This is a genomic window from Marinobacter sp. LM1 (assembly GCF_042763285.1).
In the GTDB taxonomy this organism is placed as follows: domain Bacteria; phylum Pseudomonadota; class Gammaproteobacteria; order Pseudomonadales; family Oleiphilaceae; genus Marinobacter; species Marinobacter nauticus.
Map to the genome: position 1 here is coordinate 3,671,389 of NZ_CP114373.1, position 19,709 is coordinate 3,691,097.

16 protein-coding genes are annotated in these 19,709 nt (G+C 56.8%); 10 read left to right on the top strand and 6 right to left on the bottom strand.

The window, feature by feature from the left end; all coding sequences use genetic code 11:
* Positions 1-105 precede the first annotated feature (105 nt).
* Together aceF and aceE are read right to left on the bottom strand one after the other, a co-directional pair.
* Positions 106-1,764: a dihydrolipoyllysine-residue acetyltransferase gene (gene aceF, locus OZ656_RS17245; protein ID WP_278350064.1), complete on the bottom strand. Its 1,659-nt coding sequence runs from the start codon at positions 1,762-1,764 to the stop codon at positions 106-108.
* 10 nt (positions 1,765-1,774) lie between these two features.
* Complete coding sequence (gene aceE / locus OZ656_RS17250) at positions 1,775-4,438, bottom strand: pyruvate dehydrogenase (acetyl-transferring), homodimeric type (RefSeq protein ID WP_278350063.1); 2,664 nt, start codon at positions 4,436-4,438, stop codon at positions 1,775-1,777.
* A 664-nt stretch (positions 4,439-5,102) separates the two neighbouring features.
* On the opposite strand from aceE, the gene OZ656_RS17255 reads away from it, so the two are divergent.
* Entirely contained in the window at positions 5,103-6,467 is a 1,365-nt protein-coding gene (locus OZ656_RS17255) for a KamA family radical SAM protein (RefSeq protein ID WP_278350062.1), read from the top strand.
* 42 nt (positions 6,468-6,509) lie between these two features.
* Here the strand turns inward: OZ656_RS17255 and OZ656_RS17260 are convergent, their stop codons facing one another.
* Positions 6,510-6,830, bottom strand: coding sequence for a hypothetical protein (locus OZ656_RS17260; RefSeq protein WP_041657046.1), 321 nt, complete (start codon positions 6,828-6,830; stop codon positions 6,510-6,512).
* A gap of 59 nt (positions 6,831-6,889) precedes the next feature.
* Positions 6,890-7,753 (bottom strand): thioredoxin, encoded by an 864-nt coding sequence (gene trxA / locus OZ656_RS17265; RefSeq protein WP_023009687.1) that lies wholly within the window; start codon positions 7,751-7,753, stop codon positions 6,890-6,892.
* A gap of 138 nt (positions 7,754-7,891) precedes the next feature.
* Between trxA and lon the strand changes: the two genes are divergently transcribed.
* Positions 7,892-10,342, top strand: coding sequence for an endopeptidase La (gene lon, locus OZ656_RS17270; RefSeq protein ID WP_278350061.1), 2,451 nt, complete (start codon positions 7,892-7,894; stop codon positions 10,340-10,342).
* Between the two features lie 47 nt (positions 10,343-10,389).
* On the opposite strand, the gene OZ656_RS17275 is transcribed toward lon, so the two are convergent.
* Positions 10,390-10,914, bottom strand: a complete 525-nt coding sequence (locus OZ656_RS17275; RefSeq protein ID WP_221277504.1) for a MarR family winged helix-turn-helix transcriptional regulator — start codon at positions 10,912-10,914, stop codon at positions 10,390-10,392.
* A gap of 194 nt (positions 10,915-11,108) precedes the next feature.
* Here OZ656_RS17275 and OZ656_RS17280 point away from each other — a divergent pair, with 194 nt between their 5' ends.
* From OZ656_RS17280 to OZ656_RS17310, 7 genes are all read left to right on the top strand, one after another.
* A complete protein-coding gene (locus OZ656_RS17280) occupies positions 11,109-12,002 on the top strand; it encodes a tetratricopeptide repeat protein (RefSeq protein WP_227548870.1) in 894 nt (297 codons plus the stop codon).
* Between the two features lie 163 nt (positions 12,003-12,165).
* Positions 12,166-13,278 (top strand): branched-chain amino acid ABC transporter substrate-binding protein, encoded by a 1,113-nt coding sequence (locus tag OZ656_RS17285; protein ID WP_153740567.1) that lies wholly within the window; start codon positions 12,166-12,168, stop codon positions 13,276-13,278.
* A gap of 162 nt (positions 13,279-13,440) precedes the next feature.
* Positions 13,441-14,364: a high-affinity branched-chain amino acid ABC transporter permease LivH gene (gene livH / locus OZ656_RS17290; protein WP_153740566.1), complete on the top strand. Its 924-nt coding sequence runs from the start codon at positions 13,441-13,443 to the stop codon at positions 14,362-14,364.
* Positions 14,364-15,635: a high-affinity branched-chain amino acid ABC transporter permease LivM gene (locus OZ656_RS17295; RefSeq protein ID WP_199451849.1), complete on the top strand. Its 1,272-nt coding sequence runs from the start codon at positions 14,364-14,366 to the stop codon at positions 15,633-15,635. The genes livH and OZ656_RS17295 overlap by 1 nt, the downstream gene beginning before the upstream one ends.
* A 5-nt stretch (positions 15,636-15,640) precedes the next feature.
* Positions 15,641-16,396 (top strand): high-affinity branched-chain amino acid ABC transporter ATP-binding protein LivG, encoded by a 756-nt coding sequence (gene livG, locus OZ656_RS17300; protein WP_011786750.1) that lies wholly within the window; start codon positions 15,641-15,643, stop codon positions 16,394-16,396.
* A gap of 9 nt (positions 16,397-16,405) precedes the next feature.
* The gene (locus OZ656_RS17305) at positions 16,406-17,107 is read left to right on the top strand and encodes an ABC transporter ATP-binding protein (RefSeq protein WP_199451850.1); all 702 of its coding nucleotides are present in this window, start codon (positions 16,406-16,408) and stop codon (positions 17,105-17,107) included.
* Between the two features lie 112 nt (positions 17,108-17,219).
* Positions 17,220-18,439, top strand: a protein-coding gene (locus OZ656_RS17310; RefSeq protein ID WP_379944743.1) for an IS3 family transposase whose coding sequence is annotated in 2 segments (ribosomal slippage) — positions 17,220-17,583 and positions 17,583-18,439 — 1,221 coding nt in all. Because the reading frame shifts where the segments join, the coding sequence is not laid out codon by codon here.
* Between the two features lie 48 nt (positions 18,440-18,487).
* On the opposite strand, the gene OZ656_RS17315 is transcribed toward OZ656_RS17310, so the two are convergent.
* On the bottom strand, positions 18,488-18,934 hold the full coding sequence (locus tag OZ656_RS17315; protein ID WP_226538126.1) for a hypothetical protein: 447 nt from the start codon (positions 18,932-18,934) through the stop codon (positions 18,488-18,490).
* Positions 18,935-19,243: 309 nt separating this feature from the next.
* On the opposite strand from OZ656_RS17315, the gene OZ656_RS17320 reads away from it, so the two are divergent.
* Positions 19,244-19,708, top strand: coding sequence for a DUF3015 domain-containing protein (locus OZ656_RS17320; protein ID WP_011786753.1), 465 nt, complete (start codon positions 19,244-19,246; stop codon positions 19,706-19,708).
* Position 19,709: the final 1 nt, after the last annotated feature.

Here is a 19,709-nt window from a genome sequence, read left to right on the forward strand (position 1 = left end):
GGTGGGTGGCTCATAACGTGCAGACATTGGCCGAGCTGACCAGGCCCGAGCGGAAGAGTGGTCGCACTGCAACGACACCGTCGCAGTGCGACCAACAAGGCTACATCACAGCAGCAGGGTCCGAATATCCCCGAGCAGCTGCGTCAGCAGGTTGGTAAACCGGGCAGCATCCGCTCCGTTCACCGCGCGGTGGTCGTAAGACAGCGACAGCGGCAGCATCAGCCGCGGCTGGAACTCCTTGCCGTCCCACACCGGTTTCATGGAGGCTTTGGACACACCCAGGATGGCCACTTCCGGTGTGTTCACGATGGGTGTGAACGCGGTGCCACCAATGCCACCCAGGCTGGTGATGGTAAAGCAGGCGCCCTGCATTTCTGCCGGCTTCAGCTGCTTGTCCCTCGCCTTCTGGGCCAACTCTGCGCTTTCGGCCGCCAATTCCCACAGGCCCTTCTGGTCTACATCCCGGATCACCGGCACCATCAGGCCGTGTGGTGTATCCACCGCAATGCCGATGTGGATGTACTTCTTGCGCACCACCTCTTTGCGTTCCATGTCCAGGGACACGTTGAACTGAGGCAGTTCCGCCAACGCGGCGGCGCAGGCCTTGAGCAGGAACGGCAGCGGGGTCATCTTCACGCCACGCTTTTCGCCGGCCGCTTTCTGGGCCTTGCGGAAGTCTTCCATTTCGGTGATATCGGCATCGTCGAACTGGGTCACGTGAGGCACGTTCAGCCAGCTGCGCTGCATGTTGGTGGCGGTGGCTGCCATCATGCGGGACATACCTTCACGCTCGATCTCACCGAACTGGCTGAAGTCCGGCAGTTTCACGCCCGGAATGCCAGAGCCAGTGGCTACGCCACTGCCCTGCTGGGCCTGCTGCAACTGGCTCTTCACGTAGGCGTGGACATCGTCTTTCACGATCCGGCCTTTTGGGCCTGAACCTTTCACGCGCGTGAGGTCTGCCCCCAGTTCCCGGGCCAGCTTACGCACGGCCGGACCGGCGTGCACCTTGGTGCCAGGTGACGGCGGCTCGTAGGTAGAGCCCTGCGGCTGAGGCTCGGACTCCTGTTTGCCCTGGGATTTCTCCGGTTTGCTTTCCTGGCTGTCTGCCCGGGCGCTGTCACCGGAATCTTCCGATTCGCCCTCGTCGTCACCATCGTCTTCGATGGTCATTTCCAGGAGGTCTGAACCTTCGGAGAGCTTGTCGCCTTCCTTCACCAGAATCTTGCCGATCTTGCCCGCGTAGGGTGACGGGATTTCCATGGTGGCCTTGTCGGACTCCACTGTTACCAGCGGGTCTTCCTCACCAACCGTATCGCCTTCAGCCACGTTGATTTCAATCACCGGCACATCTTCAAAGCCATCCAGCGACGGCACTTTCACCACTTCGGTGCGAGAGCCACCAGACTTCTTCTTTTTCGGAGCCGGCTTGGCGTCTTCCGATCTGGCCTCAGATGGCGCCTCGGATTTTTCCTCGGTCTGTTCCGACTTATCATCCGCGGCATCGTCCGAGCCCCCAGCATCACCGCTGGCGGCCAGCATGCCGATCACGTCGCCCTCTTTCACCTTGTCACCCACCTTGACGGTGATTTTGCTGATCTTGCCGGCGACGGGGGCCGGCAGTTCTACCGAGGCTTTGTCGGATTCCACGGTCAGAATCGGATCTTCTTCCTCTACCGAATCCCCTTCACTGACGATGATTTCGATGATCTCGACTTCATCTGCACCGCCGAGATCGGGAACCTTGATTTCCTGTTCACTCATGGCGGTCTCCTTAGCTCAGCACCGGGTTCGGTTTGTTGCGATCGATTCCGTACTTGCGCATGGCTTCGAGAACCTGCTCCTGTTTGATCTCACCATCTTTAGCCAGGGCGGCCAGTGCAGTCACCGCCACATAGTAACGATCCACCTCGAAGAAGTTACGGAGCTTCTCACGGGTATCGCTGCGGCCGAAACCGTCGGTGCCCAGGGTCATGTAGGTTTTCGGGATGAATGCCCGCAACTGCTCGGAGTGCAGTTTGATGTAGTCGGTAGACGACACCACAGGGCCCTGAGCCTTTTCCAGGCACTGCGTGACGTAGGCCTTGCGCGGCTTGTCATCCGGGTGCAGGTGGTTCCAGCGCTCCACATGCTGGCCATCACGGGCCAGTTCGTTGAAGCTGGTGACACTCCAGACATCCGAGGCCACACCCCAGTCGTCCTTCAGCATCTGCGCCGCGGCACGGACCTCGTTCATGATCGCGCCGGAGCCAAGCAGCTGAACCCGCGGGCTCTTCTTGCGGCCCTTGGTTTCCACAGACTCAAACTTGTACATACCCTTGATGATGCCGTCTTCAGAGTCTTTCGGCATCGCCGGCTGTTCGTAGTTCTCGTTTTCGATGGTCAGGTAGTAGAAGACGTTCTGGTTGTCTTCAAACATCTCCTTCATACCATGACGGATCACCACGGCCATCTCGTAGCCGTAAGCCGGGTCGTAGGCCTTACAGTTGGGAATGGTGTTGGCCAAAATGTGGCTGTGGCCGTCCTGGTGCTGCAAGCCCTCACCGTTCAGAGTAGTCCGGCCGGCAGTGCCGCCGATCAGGAAGCCGCGGGCCTGCATGTCGCCCGAGGCCCAGGCCAGGTCTCCTACCCGCTGGAAGCCGAACATGGAGTAGAACACGTAGAACGGAATCAGCGGGAAACTGTTGGTACTGTATGACGTAGCCGCCGCCATCCAGGTGGACATGGCACCGTCTTCATTGATGCCTTCCTGCAGGATCTGCCCCTTCTTGTCTTCCCGGTAGTACATGATCTGGTCACGATCCTGAGGCACGTACTTCTGGCCTTCCGCCGTGTAGATACCCAACTGACGGAACATGCCTTCCATACCGAAAGTACGGGCTTCGTCCGGCACGATAGGCACGACGCGCTTGCCGATGCGCTTGTCTTTGACCAGGGCACTCAGAATGCGGACAAAGGCCATGGTAGTAGAGATCTCACGGCCGTCAGACCCTTCCAGCACCTGCTTGAAGATATCCAGTTCGGGAATCTGCAGCGGCTGGCAATCCTTGTTGCGCTTGGGATAGAAACCACCCAGCTCCTGCCGGCGCTTCTTCATATAGACCAGCTCCGGGCTGTCCGGCGCCGGACGGTAATAAGGTACGTCTTCCAGTTCTTCGTCTTTCAGCGGCACGCCGAAACGATCCCTGAACGCTTTCAGGGTATCGATGTCCAGCTTCTTCAAAGAGTGCGCGGTGTTCTGGGCTTCGCCCGCCGCACCAAAACCATAGCCCTTGATGGTGTGGGCAAGAATCACAGTCGGCTTGCCGTTGGCCTGGTTCACGGCCTTGTGATAAGCCGCGTAGACCTTGTAAGGGTCGTGGCCGCCGCGGTTCAGCTTGCTGATATCCTCGTCCGACAGGTTTTCCGCCAGCTTGGCCAGCTCCGGATGCTTGCCGAAGAATTCCTTGCGGGTATAGGCGGGGCCCTTGAACGTCAGGTTCTGAAGTTCGCCATCGCAAAGCTCGTCCATGGCCCGTTGCATCACGCCGTCTTCGTCTTTGTCGAACAGCGGATCCCACATTCGGCCCCAGACCACCTTGATAACGTTCCAGCCAGCGCCACGGAACACACCTTCCAGCTCCTGTACGATCTTGCCGTTACCCCGAACCGGGCCATCCAGGCGCTGCAGGTTGCAGTTGACCACCCAGATCAGGTTATCCAGTTTCTCGCGGCCCGCCTTGGAGATGGAGCCCAGAGTTTCCGGTTCGTCGCACTCGCCGTCACCGACAAACGCCCACACTTTGCGGCCGTCCATGTCGATCAGCTCGCGACTGTGCAGGTACTTCATGACGTGGGCCTGGTAGATGGACTGGATCGGCCCCAGACCCATGGAAACGGTCGGGAACTGCCAGTAATCTGGCATCAGCCAGGGGTGCGGGTAGGAAGACAGGCCTTCGCCATCTACTTCTTCGCGGTACTTGTCCAGCTGTTCTTCACTGAAACGGCCTTCCAGGAAGGAGCGGGCATATATGCCCGGCGATGCGTGGCCCTGGAAGTACACCAGGTCTGAGGCGCGCTCTTCACCACCGCCATGGAAGAAATAGTTGAAGCCCACATCGTACAGAGTGGCTGCCGAGGAGAAAGTGGAAATATGGCCGCCAAGGTCACCCGGGCGCTTGTTAGCACGCACCACCATGGCCATGGCATTCCAGCGAATCAGCGAGCGAATACGGCGTTCCATGAACAGATCGCCCGGCATGCGAGATTCCTGGGTCACAGGGATGCTGTTACGGAATGGCGTGGTTATGGAATAAGGCAGTTCAGTGCCATCGCGGCTGGCTCGCTCGGAAAGCCGTTCAAGAATGTATTTGGCACGGTCTACGCCTTCGTTCTCGATCAGAGATTCCAGCGCATCCAGCCATTCACTGGTTTCAATGGGATCATCATCCTGGTACATCAAACCCTCCCCTTGGCATCAAAAGGTGCAACGCCGGCCACGATCAGCGGCCAAAGACGGTGCGAAGTCGATAAGCTGCGATGGTATGCAGTATTTTTTTGTGGAAACGTCAGCTTGTAAGAAAGGCTGAGCTACGTGATTGACCTCTCTCAAGCATAGAACAGCTTTCTCATTTTTCCTGCCGCGCGAACGGTTATCGGTATGGCTTTTGGCACGGACCGATTGCGCGGAGAATGGTTCTGCCAGCCCTGACTATCCAGCAGAAGCAAAACTTTCGTTCTTTTACTACAAAATGACACTAAGAAACAAACAAACACCTGTTTGAATGGCAGATATCCGCCATTTATTTAGATTACTTACGCAATAATGGCGATATTCCGATCACGAAACAACCGATCTCCGACCAAGGTCGAACCCTCTCCCAGCGCTCATTTACATCAACACACTAAGAATAATCTAAAACTGTCGTTCACGACTTTTCGCAGCCTTTAACGACAAATAGGCGCTAATACCGACTGAACGACCGAAAACCCTCGCCCGGACCTCCGTTTTATTAATTAGACCTGAAAATAAATTATGATTTATGTATACTTGCCTGCCCGTTTTTTAACCAGTGAAGGAGGCACACCTCCTTTTGTCTTTGGCTCACAACAGAGGGCGATCCATGAACTCCATCGTCACCTTTCCGAACCGAATTCCGGTTCAGGAATTCGAGGAGCGCCGGTTCAAGGTTTTTACCGACCGCCAGCTCGACAAGATTGAGGCGATCCAGAATCTCCCCGAGGAAACCCTGTTTGAAATGAAAGTGGTGGCCAGCGTGCTGCCCTTCCGGGTTAACGAATATGTGATCAACGAACTGATCAACTGGGACAAGGTGCCCAACGACCCGATCTATCAGCTGGTCTTTCCACAGAAAGGCATGCTCAAGGACGAACACTACGAGCGCATGGCGCAACTGCACCGGGAAGGCGCCGACAAGAAAGACATCCAGGCCGCTGCCAAGGAAATCCGCGACGCACTGAACCCGCACCCGGCCGGGCAGATGGAAATGAACATGCCGGAACTGGACGGAGAGGTGCTGGACGGCGTGCAGCACAAGTACCGCGAAACCGTGCTGTTCTTCCCGTCCCAGGGCCAGACCTGCCACAGCTACTGCACCTTCTGTTTCCGCTGGGCGCAGTTTGTCGGTGACAAGGACCTTAAGATGGCCAGCACCGACGCCGAGAAACTGCACGGCTATCTGCAGGAGCACACCGAAGTGACCGACCTGCTGGTCACCGGCGGCGACCCGATGGTAATGAAGACCAAAAACCTGGTGCAGTACCTGGAACCGCTGCTGCAGCCAGAGTTCGATCATATCCAGACCATCCGCATCGGCACCAAGGCCCTGACTTTCTGGCCCTATCGTTTCGTGACCGACAAGGATGCCGACGAACTGATTGAGCTGTTCGCCAAGCTGGTTGATGGCGGCAAGCACGTGGCCATCATGGCCCACTACAACCACTGGCAGGAAATCACCACCGACATCGCGGAAGAAGCCATCCGCCGCATCCGCGCTACCGGTGCCGAGGTCCGCGCCCAGGGCCCGCTGATCAAGCACGTGAACGACGATGCCGATGCCTGGGCCAAGCTGTGGAAGAAAGAAGTGAAGCTGGGCATCATCCCCTACTACATGTTTGTAGAACGGGATACCGGTGCCAAGAACTACTTCGAGGTGCCCCTGGCCGAGGCTTACCACATCTACCGAGAAGCCATGAAGCAGGTCAGCGGCCTTGCCCGAACTGCCCGAGGCCCCAGCATGAGCGCCGGCCCCGGCAAGGTGGAGATCCAGGGCATTACCGAGATCAAGGGAGAGAAAGTCTTCGTACTGCGCTTCCTGCAAGGCCGCAACCCGGATTGGGTGCAGCGACCGTTCTTCGCCAAATACAGCGAAACGGCCACCTGGCTGCATGAGCTCGAGCCCGCCTTCGGAGAGGAAAAATTCTTCTTTGAAGATGAATTTGAAGCCATGAAGAACGGTAACACCTGAGGCGTTGACTTAAGATCAGGCCCGTCCCCGTGACGGGCCTGCTTACCGCCCCTTCTTAGGCACAAACCCCGCTGGCTTTTCCCGAATCCATTCAACAAACACCCTCACCTCTTCGAGCTCCAGCAGCTTCTCCCTAGAGTTGTAATTCAGCCCCAGCTCATACTCCGAACACGCCCTGTGAATCGCGTTATGGCACGGGCGACAGACCCAAAGCGTACGGGTGATCAACTCTTCCCTGGAAAACAGTTTCTGAAAGCGCTTCTTGCGATGCAGATGCCTGGGTATCAGGTGATGTCTTGTGAGCTTTGCCACCGGGCGTTCGCAAAGCTCACAATGGTCGGGCTGGGGAGGGAGTTTCAGCATCGTGGAGAGATAATTGAGCCAGTCAGCGATGCTACCGACCGGCTCACCGTCTAACCGGTTCAGTGCATCAGGGTATACAGCTTCCTACGATACGTGCGCACATCCGGATTGTTGTTGCCCAGTTTTTCAAACAGCTCCACCAATGTGGTTTTGGCGACGCCGTCCTTGTAGGTGCTATCGGCCTGCATCAGCCGGATCAGCAAATCCATGGCTTCCGCGTTTTTATCCTGCAAAACCATGTGCAGGGACAACTGATGCAGAGCCTCAGGATCTTTCGGATTGACCTCCAGTTTTGCCTCCAACTCCGCCTGCGCGGGCAGTTCACCCGACTGCTTGAGGAACTTCACCCTCGCCGCCAGCTGTTTGGCTTTATGCTGCATTTTTTCTTCCGGCGGCAGGCTGTTGAGCACCTGCTCCGCGGTATCCAGATCGCCCTGCTCGGCCTTCAACTGGGCCAGATCAATCAGCACATCCAGGTTTTCCGGGTCTTTCCGGTTCAGCTCCGTGAGGATGGCCAGAGCTCCGTCCACATCACCGGCTTCCCAAAGAGCATGGGCTTTCTCGTAAGGATCTTCCGCCGGGGCTTCGATGTGCTTTTCCAGAATCTTGCGGATTTCGCTCTCGGGCAAGGCGCCATTAAAACCGTCCACAGCCTGACCATTCTTCACCAGAATGATGGTCGGCAGACTGCGCACTCCCAGGGAGGCCGTCAGTTCCTGCTGTTCGTCGGCATTCACCTTGGCCAACTGGAAGTTACCCTGATATTCCTCCGCCAGCTTTTGCAGAATCGGCATCAGCTGTTTGCAGGGCGCGCACCACTCCGCCCATACATCCACCAGAATCGGCGTGGTGGCAGAGGCTTCCATCACTTTCTGCTGAAAGTTGTCGGCGGTGGCATCAAAGATATGCGGCGAATTGCTCATATGTCGGGAACCTGAACCAGAATGAATGAAATTGTCTGAAGATATGGAGCCAGCGGCGGAAAAATCAAGCCAGCTTGAAAACCCGGCTTTTGTCGTTACATAGGTCTTTAACCACTCACGCCTTGAGAGCAATCCGGTATGAATGACGAGAACCGCAAAGACTCCCTGGAAGAATTTGAAGAAGACGTGACCGAATACATCGGCAAAGACGAAAACAGCAAGAGCCTGGCGCTGCCACAGCAGGTTATGCCGCAGCGCATGTATATTCTGCCGGTCTCCAACCGGCCGTTCTTTCCTGCACAGGTGCAGCCGGTCATGGTCAACCAGGACCCCTGGCAGGAAACCCTGAAGCGGGTTGGTGAAACCGATCATCGGGTTCTGGGCATCTGCTTTGTCGAGAATCCAGAAGCCGAAAACGGCATTCCGGAGAGTGAAGACCTTGAGACCATGGGCTGCGCCGTGCGCGTGCATCAAGCCCAGAATGAGAGTGGCAAGGTTCAGTTCATTGCCCAGGGTCTGCAACGGTTCAGAATTGTCCAGTGGCTTCGCCGTCGCCCACCTTATCTGGTGGAAGTCGAATACCCACAGGAGCCCGAAGAACCGGCCGACGAACTCAAGGCCTACACCCTGGCCATCATCAGCGCCATCAAGGAACTGCTGCGCACCAACCCGCTTTATGGCGAAGAAGTGAAGCAATATCTGTCCCGCTTCGGGCCCGATGACAGCTCACCCCTTGCGGACTTCGGCGCATCCATGACCAGCGCTCCGGGTCGCGAACTGCAGGATGTTCTTGATACCGTGCCCCTGCTCCGGCGCATGGAAAAAGTACTGTTGCTGATGCGTAAGGAGCAGGAGGTCGCCCGCCTGCAATCCGAGATCAACGAGGAAGTAAACGAGAAGGTGCAGAAGCACCAGCGGGAGTTTTTCCTGCGCGAGCAGTTGAAAGTGATCCAGCGGGAGCTGGGCATTGCCAAGGATGACAAGACGGCGGACGTGGAACGCTTCGAAGAGCGAATGGCGAAACTGAACCCACCGGAAGCCGTGCAGGAGCGATTCAAGGATGAAATCCAGAAACTGCAGGTGCTGGAGCAGGGCTCACCGGAATACGGGGTAACCCGCAACTATCTGGACTGGATAACGCAGGTACCCTGGGGCGTGCATTCACAGGATCATTTTGATCTGGCCGAGGCCCGCAAGATTCTGGACCGGGACCACGACGGCCTGGACGATGTGAAAGATCGCATCATCGAATTTCTGGCGGAAGGCACCTTCAAGGGCGAAGTGAGTGGTTCCATACTGCTGCTGGTCGGCCCGCCCGGGGTCGGTAAAACCTCCATCGGCCATTCTGTGGCAGATGCCCTCGGCCGGGAATTTTACCGCTTCAGTGTGGGCGGCATGCGTGATGAAGCAGAGATCAAGGGCCACCGTCGCACCTACATTGGTGCCATGCCCGGCAAGTTCGTACAGGCTCTGAAAGACAGTAAAGTGGCCAATCCGGTGATCATGCTGGACGAGATCGACAAGATCGGCAGCTCTTACCAGGGCGATCCGGCCTCGGCCCTGCTGGAGACCCTGGATCCGGAGCAGAACAAGGAGTTCCTGGATCACTATCTGGATGTGCGGATGGACCTCTCGAAAGTGCTGTTCATCTGTACCGCCAACCAGCTGGACACGATCCCCCGGCCGCTGCTGGACCGGATGGACGTGATCCGCCTGTCCGGCTACATCGGCGAAGAAAAACTGGCCATTGCCAAACATTACCTGGTACCTCGCTTGCTCAAACGGGCGGGCCTGCTGAAGAAGCAGCTGAACATCAGCGACGCCGCCATTCGCCAGGTGATTGAGGGCTACGCCCGGGAAGCCGGCGTGCGGAATCTGGAGAAGCTGCTGCACAAGATTGTCCGCAAGGGCATCGTGCGCCTGCTGGAAAACCCGGATGACCCGGTTCGAGTGGGTGTTGGCGATCTGACCGACTATCTCGGCCAGCCGGCGTTCAAGAAGGAGAAATCCCTGAAAGGCACCGGCGTGGTGACGGGCCTGGCCTGGACCGCCATGGGCGGCGCCACTCTCAGCATTGAGGCCTCACGCATTCACAGCAGCCAGCGGGGCTTCAAGCTCACCGGACAACTGGGAGATGTGATGAAGGAATCGGCCGAAATCGCCTACAGCTTCGTGTCCTCCAACCTCAAGCGGTTCAAGGGTGACCCGACTTTCTTCGACAAATCCTTTGTCCACCTGCACGTGCCCGAGGGTGCAACGCCAAAAGACGGGCCGAGCGCCGGCATCACCATGGCCACCGCACTGTTGTCCATTGCCCGCAAGGAAGCACCGCAACAGAACCTGGCCATGACCGGGGAACTGACGTTAACCGGGCAGGTCTTGCCCGTGGGTGGCATTCGGGAAAAGGTGATTGCGGCACGCCGACAGAAGATCAATAACCTGATCCTGCCGGAAGCGAACCGCGGGGATTACGAGGAGCTTCCCGATTATCTGAAAGAAGGTATCTCGGTGAGCTTTGCCAAACACTACAACGATGTGTTCCAGGTGTGTTTTGGCAACAAGCCGAAGCAGGGATCAAGCGTTCATTAATGAACTCCTGAGGCCGGCCCTTGATCAGGGCTGGCCTCAAAACCAGTTCAGGGCTTTTCTTTCCAGCCGTCGTCTTTCAGAACCGAGCCAACGGTCAGCACCGGTGAAGCATCAATATCATCGGCATCCATCATGTTGGCCACGCGCTGCAACGAGGCCAGAATCATGGTCTGCTCCCACTCCGCCAGGCTCTGAAACTTCTGGATGAAGTCCTCCTGCAGAGGGTTGGGCGCACGAGCCAGTATCTCAGCACCTTCCTCCGTAAGATGGGCGTGAACCTTGCGCTTGTCTCTCGTGCTGCGAACCCGGTACACCAGTTTGCGATGCTCCAGTCTGTCGAGAATGGTCGTCACCGTGGCCTGGCTGAGACTCACGTTCTCGGCAATCGTGCCGATCGTAACCTCACCCATATCCCGGATAGTGCGCATGATCAGCAACTGGGGGCCGGTAAGCCCGGCGTGCTTGCTGAGTCGCTTGGAATGAAGATCCGTGGCCCGGATTACCCGGCGCAATGCCACCAAAACCTGCTCATAGCTGTTCACATCCGTCCCCCGGAAGAGATTTCTGACCATTATTTATACCACTAATTATTAGAGGTCTTTGCACCAAGGATTGCAAGTGTGCAGTTTTACTAGCTTGCTTTCTTGTTGGCCTTAGGGCTTTCAGGTGGGCAATGCAGCATTATTTCTGCCAGCCACTATGCTAAGGTCAGCAATCGCTTCAATTCACTGACTGATGGATCTGGTTAATGATCAGGTATTACCTCATGTTCGCACTCGCGCTCACTTTTGCCGGCCAGGCTAATGCCCAGCAACAACAGCTCGGCCCGGAAGAAGAGCTGACCGCGGAAGACGTAGAGGAAAGCACACGAACCCTGGAAAAACCCATGTATACCCCGTTTGTGGAGCTTTACCTGCTGGAGGAGACCAAGGCACTGCGCCAGGAGATGCAGAATACCCGGGCGGAACTGATCGAGAAAGTGGTGGACAAGGAACTGTCCGTGGCCGACAAAACCATGTCCTACGCCACCGACACGGTGACTTACTTTTTCTACCTGATCGCCGGCGCCACCTCCATTCTGGTGGTGATTGGCTGGAATTCCATCCGCGACATGCGCAACCAGCTGACCAGCCTGGCCGAGAAACGGGTAAACGAGCTGGTGGTGGAATATGAACAGCGCCTGAAGTCCATTGAGGAACAACTGCAGCAGAAGTCCGAGATTATTCATCAGAACCAGGCTGAGATTGAGCGCACCAACGAGGTGCATGCGCTCTGGCTGAAGGCAAGCCAGGAGACCTCGCAACAGAACAAGATCGCCGCCTACGACCAGATTCTTGACCTGCGCCCCGACGATGTTGAGGCATTGAGCTATAAAGCCGACGCTGTACTCGAAATGCAGGAGCCCCTCTGGGCCATCAGCCTGTGCCAGCGGGCACTGAAACTGGCTCCGGACAACGGCCACGCCCACTACCAGTTGGCGTGCGCCTATGCCGAGATCGGCCGTTGGGAAGATGCCGTCAGCAATCTGGATAAAGCCATTGAAATCGCGGAAGCCTATCGGGACGACGCATCGGTTGACCCTAGCTTCGAACAGCTGCACGATCACGAAAGTTTCAGGAATCTTGTCTTTCAAGATAAGGACGACAGCACGGACGCGTGACACTGCTCAGGACGGCACGGCGTTTGCTAATTCTTTCCCGATAGCTGCGCCGTGTTCCAGAGCAGACACCCTGGCCTGATTTGCTTGACAAGCAACAGACTGTGGTGTTTGTGTAAGTCTCTGAGAACATAAGAATAACCCTGACACAAACAGGAAAAACACGATGAAAACCTCCGTAAAGAAACTCGCTACCGCTGTAGGCGCGTCCGTTGCTCTGATGGCTGCCGGCCAGGCCGCCGCTGAAATTAAAGTTGGTATTGCCGGCCCGATGACCGGCCCCGTTGCCCAGTACGGCGACATGCAGTTCTCTGGTGCCCGCATGGCCATCGAGCGCATTAACGCCGCCGGTGGTGTTATGGGTGAAGACCTGGTGGCCGTGGAAGTGGACGACGTGTGCGACCCGAAACAGGCCGTCACCGTTGCCAACCGCCTGGTCAATGAAGGTGTTCGCTACGTGGTGGGTCACCTGTGTTCCAGCTCCACCCAACCGGCGTCTGACATCTATGAAGACGAAGGCATTCTGATGATCACGCCGGCCTCCACCAGCCCGGAAATCACCGAGCGCGGCTACGAACTGGTGTTCCGCACCATCGGCCTGGACAGCATGCAGGGGCCGGTTGCCGGCAACTACATCGCCAGCCAGAGCCCCGAGCGCGTGGCCATCGTGCACGACAAGCAGCAGTACGGTGAAGGTATTGCCACCGCCGTACGCGACACCCTGCAGGATGCCGGCATCGAAATTGCCATGTTTGAGGGCATTACCGCCGGTGACAAGGACTTCTCTTCCCTCGTCACCAAAATCAAACAGGCCGATGTCGATTACGTGTACTACGGCGGTTACCACCCTGAGCTGGGCCTGATCCTCCGCCAGGCACGCCAGTCTGACGTAGATGCCAAGTTCATGGGCCCGGAAGGCGTCGGTAACAAAGACATCAACACCATCGCCGGCGAAGCCGCTGAAGGCCTGCTGGTTACCCTCCCCCCCAGCTTCGACCAGAAAGAAGAAAACCAGGAGCTGATCGCCGCCTTTGATGCCAAAGGTGAAGATCCCTCCGGCCCCTTCGTACTCACCTCCTATGCCGCCGTGCAGTTGATTGCGGAAGGCATTGAAGCCGCCGATTCGAAAGATCCGTTCGACGTGGCCCAGGCTCTTCGTGCCGGAAGCTTCGAGACCCCCATCGGCACTGTTCAGTACGATAAAGCCGGCGACATGAAGTCGTTCGAGTTTGTGGTGTACGAATGGCATTCAGACGGCAGTAAAACTCCGGTAAACTGAGCCAAAATCGTTAACTAACGGTAATAATGAGAGCACCTTCCCACCGCGATCCGGGGGAAGGTGTTTTTCTGGGCTCCTGCAGACCCTCACTGCATCCGCACCGGCGACACCGGTGGCCGGTTGCAGCCAGGCGAGGGAGCGGGCTTTCGGAGTTCCACAAACATGCAAGACCTCCTGTATTTCTTTCAACAGCTCATTAACGGGCTGACGATCGGGAGCACCTACGCCCTGATCGCCATCGGCTACACGATGGTTTACGGCATCATCGGCATGATCAACTTTGCCCATGGTGAGGTTTACATGATCGGTGCCTACACCGCGCTGATCGCCATAACCGGCCTGGCAACCATGGGGATTGCCTGGCTACCCCTGATATTGATCGTGGCGCTGATATGCGCGGTAATTGTCTCCAGCTCCATGGGTTGGGCCGTGGAACGGGTAGCCTATCGGCCGGTACGCGGGCGGCACCGGCTGATCCCGCTGATCTCCGCCATTGGCATGTCCATCTTCCTGCAGAATTATGTCCACCTGGCCCAAGGCTCCCGCAACATCGGCTTTCCGGCATTGATCGAAGGTGGTTTCCAGTTCGGCTCCGAAGATACCTTCCCGATGTCCATCTCCTACATTCAGATCACCATCTTCATCACTACCCTGATCTGTATGACCGCACTTTCCCTGTTCATCTCCCGCTCCCGTATCGGCAGGGCCTGTCGCGCGGTCTCGCAGGATCTGGGCATGGCAAACCTGCTGGGCATCGATACCAACCGCATCATCTCGGCCACCTTCGTGATTGGTGCAGCCCTCGCAGCCGTCGCCGGCCTGTTGCTTGGCATGTATTACGGATCTGTGGATCCACTCTTCGGCTTTATTGCCGGCCTGAAAGCATTCACCGCAGCCGTCCTTGGCGGTATCGGCAGCATTCCCGGCGCCATGCTGGGCGGCCTCATCCTCGGCGTTGCCGAGAGTATGACCTCGGGCTACCTGAGTGGTGAATACAAAGATGTGGTGTCGTTCAGCCTGCTCATTCTGATTCTGCTGTTCAAACCCACCGGACTGCTGGGCAAACCGGAGGTTGAGAAGATCTGATGGCTGCCAACAATTTTCGACACGCGCTCTTCTGCGCGATCATCACACTGATCATTTCCTACCCCATCATCGGCTTTAACCTGGAAGCCCAGGGCATCAGCGTGACCCTGACCGGCGCCGACACCAGCACAGTAATCCTCGTGTTGCTGGCCGCGGTGATCGTGTTCCTGTTCCAGTTGTTCCGGGATCAGATCATGGGCGGGCTCAAGAGCATCCCAAGCCCGCTGCCCAAAACCCAGAAGGAGCCGATGGCCGAGAACAAACGGGCCAAAATCGAATCCTGGGTACTCACAGGCATTGTCGTTCTGGCCCTGTTCTGGCCTTTCTTTGTCTCCCGTGGCGCTGTGGATCTGGCGACGCTGGTGCTGATCTACGTCATGCTGGCGCTGGGCCTGAACGTCGTCGTGGGTCTTGCGGGCCTGCTGGACCTTGGCTACGTGGCGTTCTACGCGGTTGGCGCCTACACCTTTGCCCTGCTGTCCCAATACGCCGGCATCTCCTTCTGGATGGCTCTGCCTATCGGGGCTTGCCTGGCGGCCTTATTTGGACTGGTTCTGGGCTTCCCGGTACTGCGGTTACGGGGTGACTATCTCGCTATCGTCACTCTTGGCTTCGGCGAAATCATCCGGATTCTGCTCAACAACTGGACTGCCGTTACCGGCGGCCCCAACGGCATTGGCGGAATTCCCGATCCCACCCTGTTTGGCATGGAATTCGGCCGGCGGGTTCGGGAAGAAGGTAACACGTCATTCCATGAGACCTTCGGTATCGCCTACAGCGGCGAGCACAAGGTGATTTTCCTCTACCTGATTGCTCTGGTCCTGGCCGTGATCACCGCCCTGATCATCCGCCGGTTCATGCGCATGCCTGTTGGTCGTGCCTGGGAAGCCCTGCGGGAAGACGAGATTGCTGCCCGCTCCCTGGGCCTGAGCCGCACCGCGGTAAAACTCTCTGCCTTTACCATTGGCGCGTTCTTTGCCGGGTTTGCCGGCACTGTGTTTGCCTCCAAACAGGGCTTTATCAGCCCGGAGTCGTTTGTGTTCCTTGAGTCGGCCATCATCCTGGCCATTGTGGTGCTCGGCGGCATGGGCTCGCAGCTGGGCGTTGTACTTGCCGCCATCGCCGTGACCATCCTGCCGGAACTGGCCCGGGAGTTTTCCGACTACCGGATGCTGGTTTTCGGCGCCGCCATGGTACTGATGATGGTCTGGCGGCCACAGGGGCTGATGCCCATGCGCCGCATTCACATTGAACTCAGACGCCAGGAGTGACAGACATGCTAGAAGTACAGAATCTGTCCATGCGCTTCGGCGGCCTGCTGGCAGTCGACCAGGTAAGCCTGGACGTGCAGGAACACGAAATAGTCTCCATCATCGGCCCCAACGGGGCCGGCAAAACCACGGTCTTCAACTGCATCAGTGGTTTTTACAAGCCCACGGGCGGGAAGATCCTGTTTGAAGGTAATGAAGTCCAGGGTAAACCGGACTACAAGATTTCCCGACTGGGCATGGTGCGAACGTTCCAGCACGTGCGCCTGTTCGGCCAGATGACCGTAGTGGAAAACCTGCTGGTGGCCCAGCATCGGCACCTGAACACCAACCTGATATCCGGCCTGATCAAGACACCCGACTATCGGGAGCGGGAACGCAAGTCCCTTGACCGGGCCGCGTACTGGCTGGATCGGGTTGGCCTGCTGGAACTGGCCAACCGGGAAGCCGGCAACCTGGCCTATGGCCAGCAGCGCCGGCTGGAAATTGCGCGCTGCATGGTGACCGAACCGAAACTGCTGATGCTGGACGAACCAGCCGCAGGCCTGAACCCGGCGGAAACCAAAGACCTCAACCAGCTGATTGTCAGCCTGAAAGAGGACTACAACGTTTCCGTACTGCTGATTGAGCACGATATGAGCCTGGTTATGGACATCTCAGACCGGATTACCGTCATCAACCAGGGCCGCCCCCTGGCTGCCGGCACACCGGACGAAGTTCGCCAGAACGACGATGTGATCAAAGCCTATCTGGGCGAGGCCTGAGGAGACACCATGCTGGTACTGGAAGACGTACATACCCACTATGGCAAAATCGAGGCCCTGCACGGCGTATCCGTGGAAGTAAAGAAGGGCGAGATTGTGTCACTGATCGGCGCCAACGGCGCCGGCAAAACCACGTTGCTGATGACCGTTTGTGGTAGCCCGCAAGCCAGCGCAGGGCGGGTGATTCTGGAGGGCCGCGACATTACCAATGACGCCACCTCCAACATCATGCGTTCCGGCATTGCGATTGTGCCCGAAGGCCGCCGCGTGTTTCCCGGGCTGACGGTGGAAGAGAACCTGCACATGGGCGGTTTCTTCAACACCAAATCGGAAATCCGCAAAAGCCAGGATCACGTGTACGAGCTGTTCCCCAGGCTGAAAGAGCGTGAACATCAGCGGGCCGGCACTATGTCCGGCGGCGAACAACAAATGCTGGCCATCGGCCGGGCACTGATGAGCAAACCCAGAATGATCATTCTGGACGAGCCATCTCTGGGGCTGGCGCCGATCATCATTCAGCAGATCTTCGAGATCATCGGCCAGTTGAGAGAGGAAGGGATTACGGTGTTCCTGGTGGAGCAGAACGCTCACCAGGCCCTGAGCCTGGCAGACCGGGGCTATGTGCTGGAAACCGGCCGTATCCGCCTGCACGACACCGGCAAGAACCTGCTGGCCAATCCGGAAGTGAGGGATGCCTACCTGGGTGGTTAACCCATCCAGAAACCAAAAAAGCCGGAGGCCATCAGCGCTCCGGCTTTTTTTTTGGGACTGACCCGTCCTGAATAAGGTTTACACCTTCTCACTGGAAATTGTGGAGGGTGTTATGAACACGAAGAGGCGGAGGAGTCAGCGAGATTATTCCCTGGCCTTTAAATTGGCGGTGGTAGGCCAGGTTGAAAAAGGCGAGATGACTTACAAGCAAGCCCAGGAACGATATGGTATCCAGGGACGCTCGACGGTGCTAACGTGGTTACGTAAGCATGGTCAGCAGGATTGGAGCCCGGCGGCCATGCTCTTGGTACGCAAGGGGGCTGCGATGAACAAATCGGATCTTCCACTTACACCAGAGCAGCGCATCAAAGAGCTGGAGCAGCAGCTAGATGAGGCCAACCAGAAAGCGCAATTCTTTGAATCCGTTGTGGATGTGCTTCAAAAAGACTATGGCTGTCGCGTTGTAAAAAAGCGGTCCGGCAAGTCCTCGCACAAAGACAAATCCAAGGCCTGAACGTTAGTCGGGCTTGCCGATATCTAGGTTTTTCCCGTCAGGCCTATTATCAGTACTTCAAAGCGGATGCGGCTCGTAAGGCGCACAATCTCTTGGTGCTGGACTTTGTACGGGAAGAGCGCCTGCATCAGCCTCGGCTGGGAACCCGCAAACTGCATTCGCTACTGAAACTGAATGCCCCTTTGCGCATGGGCCGGGACCGACTATTCGACCTCCTAAGAGCACACCGACAACTGGTTCCCCGAAAGCGGGCCTATCATAAAACCACGCATAGCCATCACCACTTTCGCTGTCATCCCAACCTTATTAAGCCGGGTCCGGAGCAGGTTGTGCCAGCCGCGCCTGAGCAGGTCTGGGTGGCAGATATTACCTACTTACCTACTCACCAGGGCTTGGCCTATCTCAGCCTGATTACGGATGCTTTCTCTCGCAAAATCGTGGGCTACCATGTCCATGACACCCTTCATACGGATTCTGTGATACAAGCTATGCGTAAGGCATTGAAGGGAAGGAAACTCTCTGGAGAACTCGTTCATCACTCGGATCGGGGAATCCAGTACTGCTCCATGGCATACCAACAGCTGCATGCCAAACACGGCATTCGTTGTTCAATGACCGATGGCTATGACTGTTATCAAAATGCACTGGCCGAGAGGGTTAACGGCATCCTAAAAACGGAGTTATTGCTGGCGCGCCCCAAAGACCTTGCAGAAGCTCAAAAGATGGTCGATCAGTCCGTTCAGACCTATAACACAAGGCGACCACATCTTGCCTTGAAATACAAAACACCCGATGCGGTGCACCGGGCGTTTCAATAGAAATAGGTGTCAACCTATTTCAGGACTAGACAGACTCACAAAAGCAGCTTACTTGATGCTCTTGATGGTGCCCTTGTAGCCTTCAACGGTTACGTCGATGGTTCCGAAGAAACCATAGCCGTTTTGCTCAACGGTGTAACGCGGAGCCACGATCACGTCTGCACCAGATTCGGTCACAGCGTTGTAGGCAGCAGAAGACTTAACCTTCTCTACCAGGCTGGCGCCACCGATCGGCAGGGGCAGAGCACCGCCAGTGGAACCCACGCCGTAGGCAACGCCGTCAGCGTATTTCTTGCTATCACCCAGAGTCAGCAGACCAAACAGCTGGGTTACAGAAGCCTTACCAGTAATCTTCTCACCAACTTCGATGTCAGCTTTGACGTCGCTCTGAACGGCGCCAGTCAGCGGCAGCGAAGGAGCGCTGGTGTTGAGGGAAGAACAACCGGTCATTGCGCCGGCCAGAACGAGTGTTGATGCAATAAGCGCTTTTTTCAAAACAAACTCTCCATATGTTGTTGCATGGCCCTCATGGCCGCGCGCACTATACTGAAATACACTCTATATAACAATAGCGGCTAACAGATGATTTTTTGTTCGATTTAGAAATATGAACACATGTTCACATTTCCGTGTATCAGGCCGCTACCTTTTTTAACAGTGGCTTAACTTGCGATTTCAGGTTTTGATCTATACTCAAACAGACGGTCTTTTAACCAAACCAGATACTGGCCGTTGTCTTGCAGCCACGGAATTCGAACGCTGCAGGGTATGCGACAAAGCTATAACCACAGAAAGGAGTGGATAATGAAAAAACTGATCGCAGGTGCAATTCTTCTTGGTGCTTCCTCCATGGCGTTCGCACAGCCCGGCTGTGGCGTGGGTGCCATGATCTGGAAAGGGCAGTCCGGCATTGCTCCACATGTCCTGGCCGCTACCACCAACGGAACCTTCGGTAACCAGACCTTCGGCATGACCACCGGCACTCTGGGTTGCCAGACCAACCAGTCTGTTCAATCCATGGCCATGTACATGGACAGCAACATCGATAAGGTTGCCCGCGACATGTCCCGCGGTTCTGGCGAAAACCTGGATACTCTGGCAGTCCTGCTGGGTGTAGAAGAAACTGACCGTGATACCTTCCGCAAAGTACTGCAAGACAACTTTGCTTCCATTTTCCCCAACGCTGATACCACCTCAGGTGAAGCCGTAGACGCCATCGTGGCCCTGCTGGAGCAGAACGACGCTCTGAGCAAATACGTGGCCGCCTGAT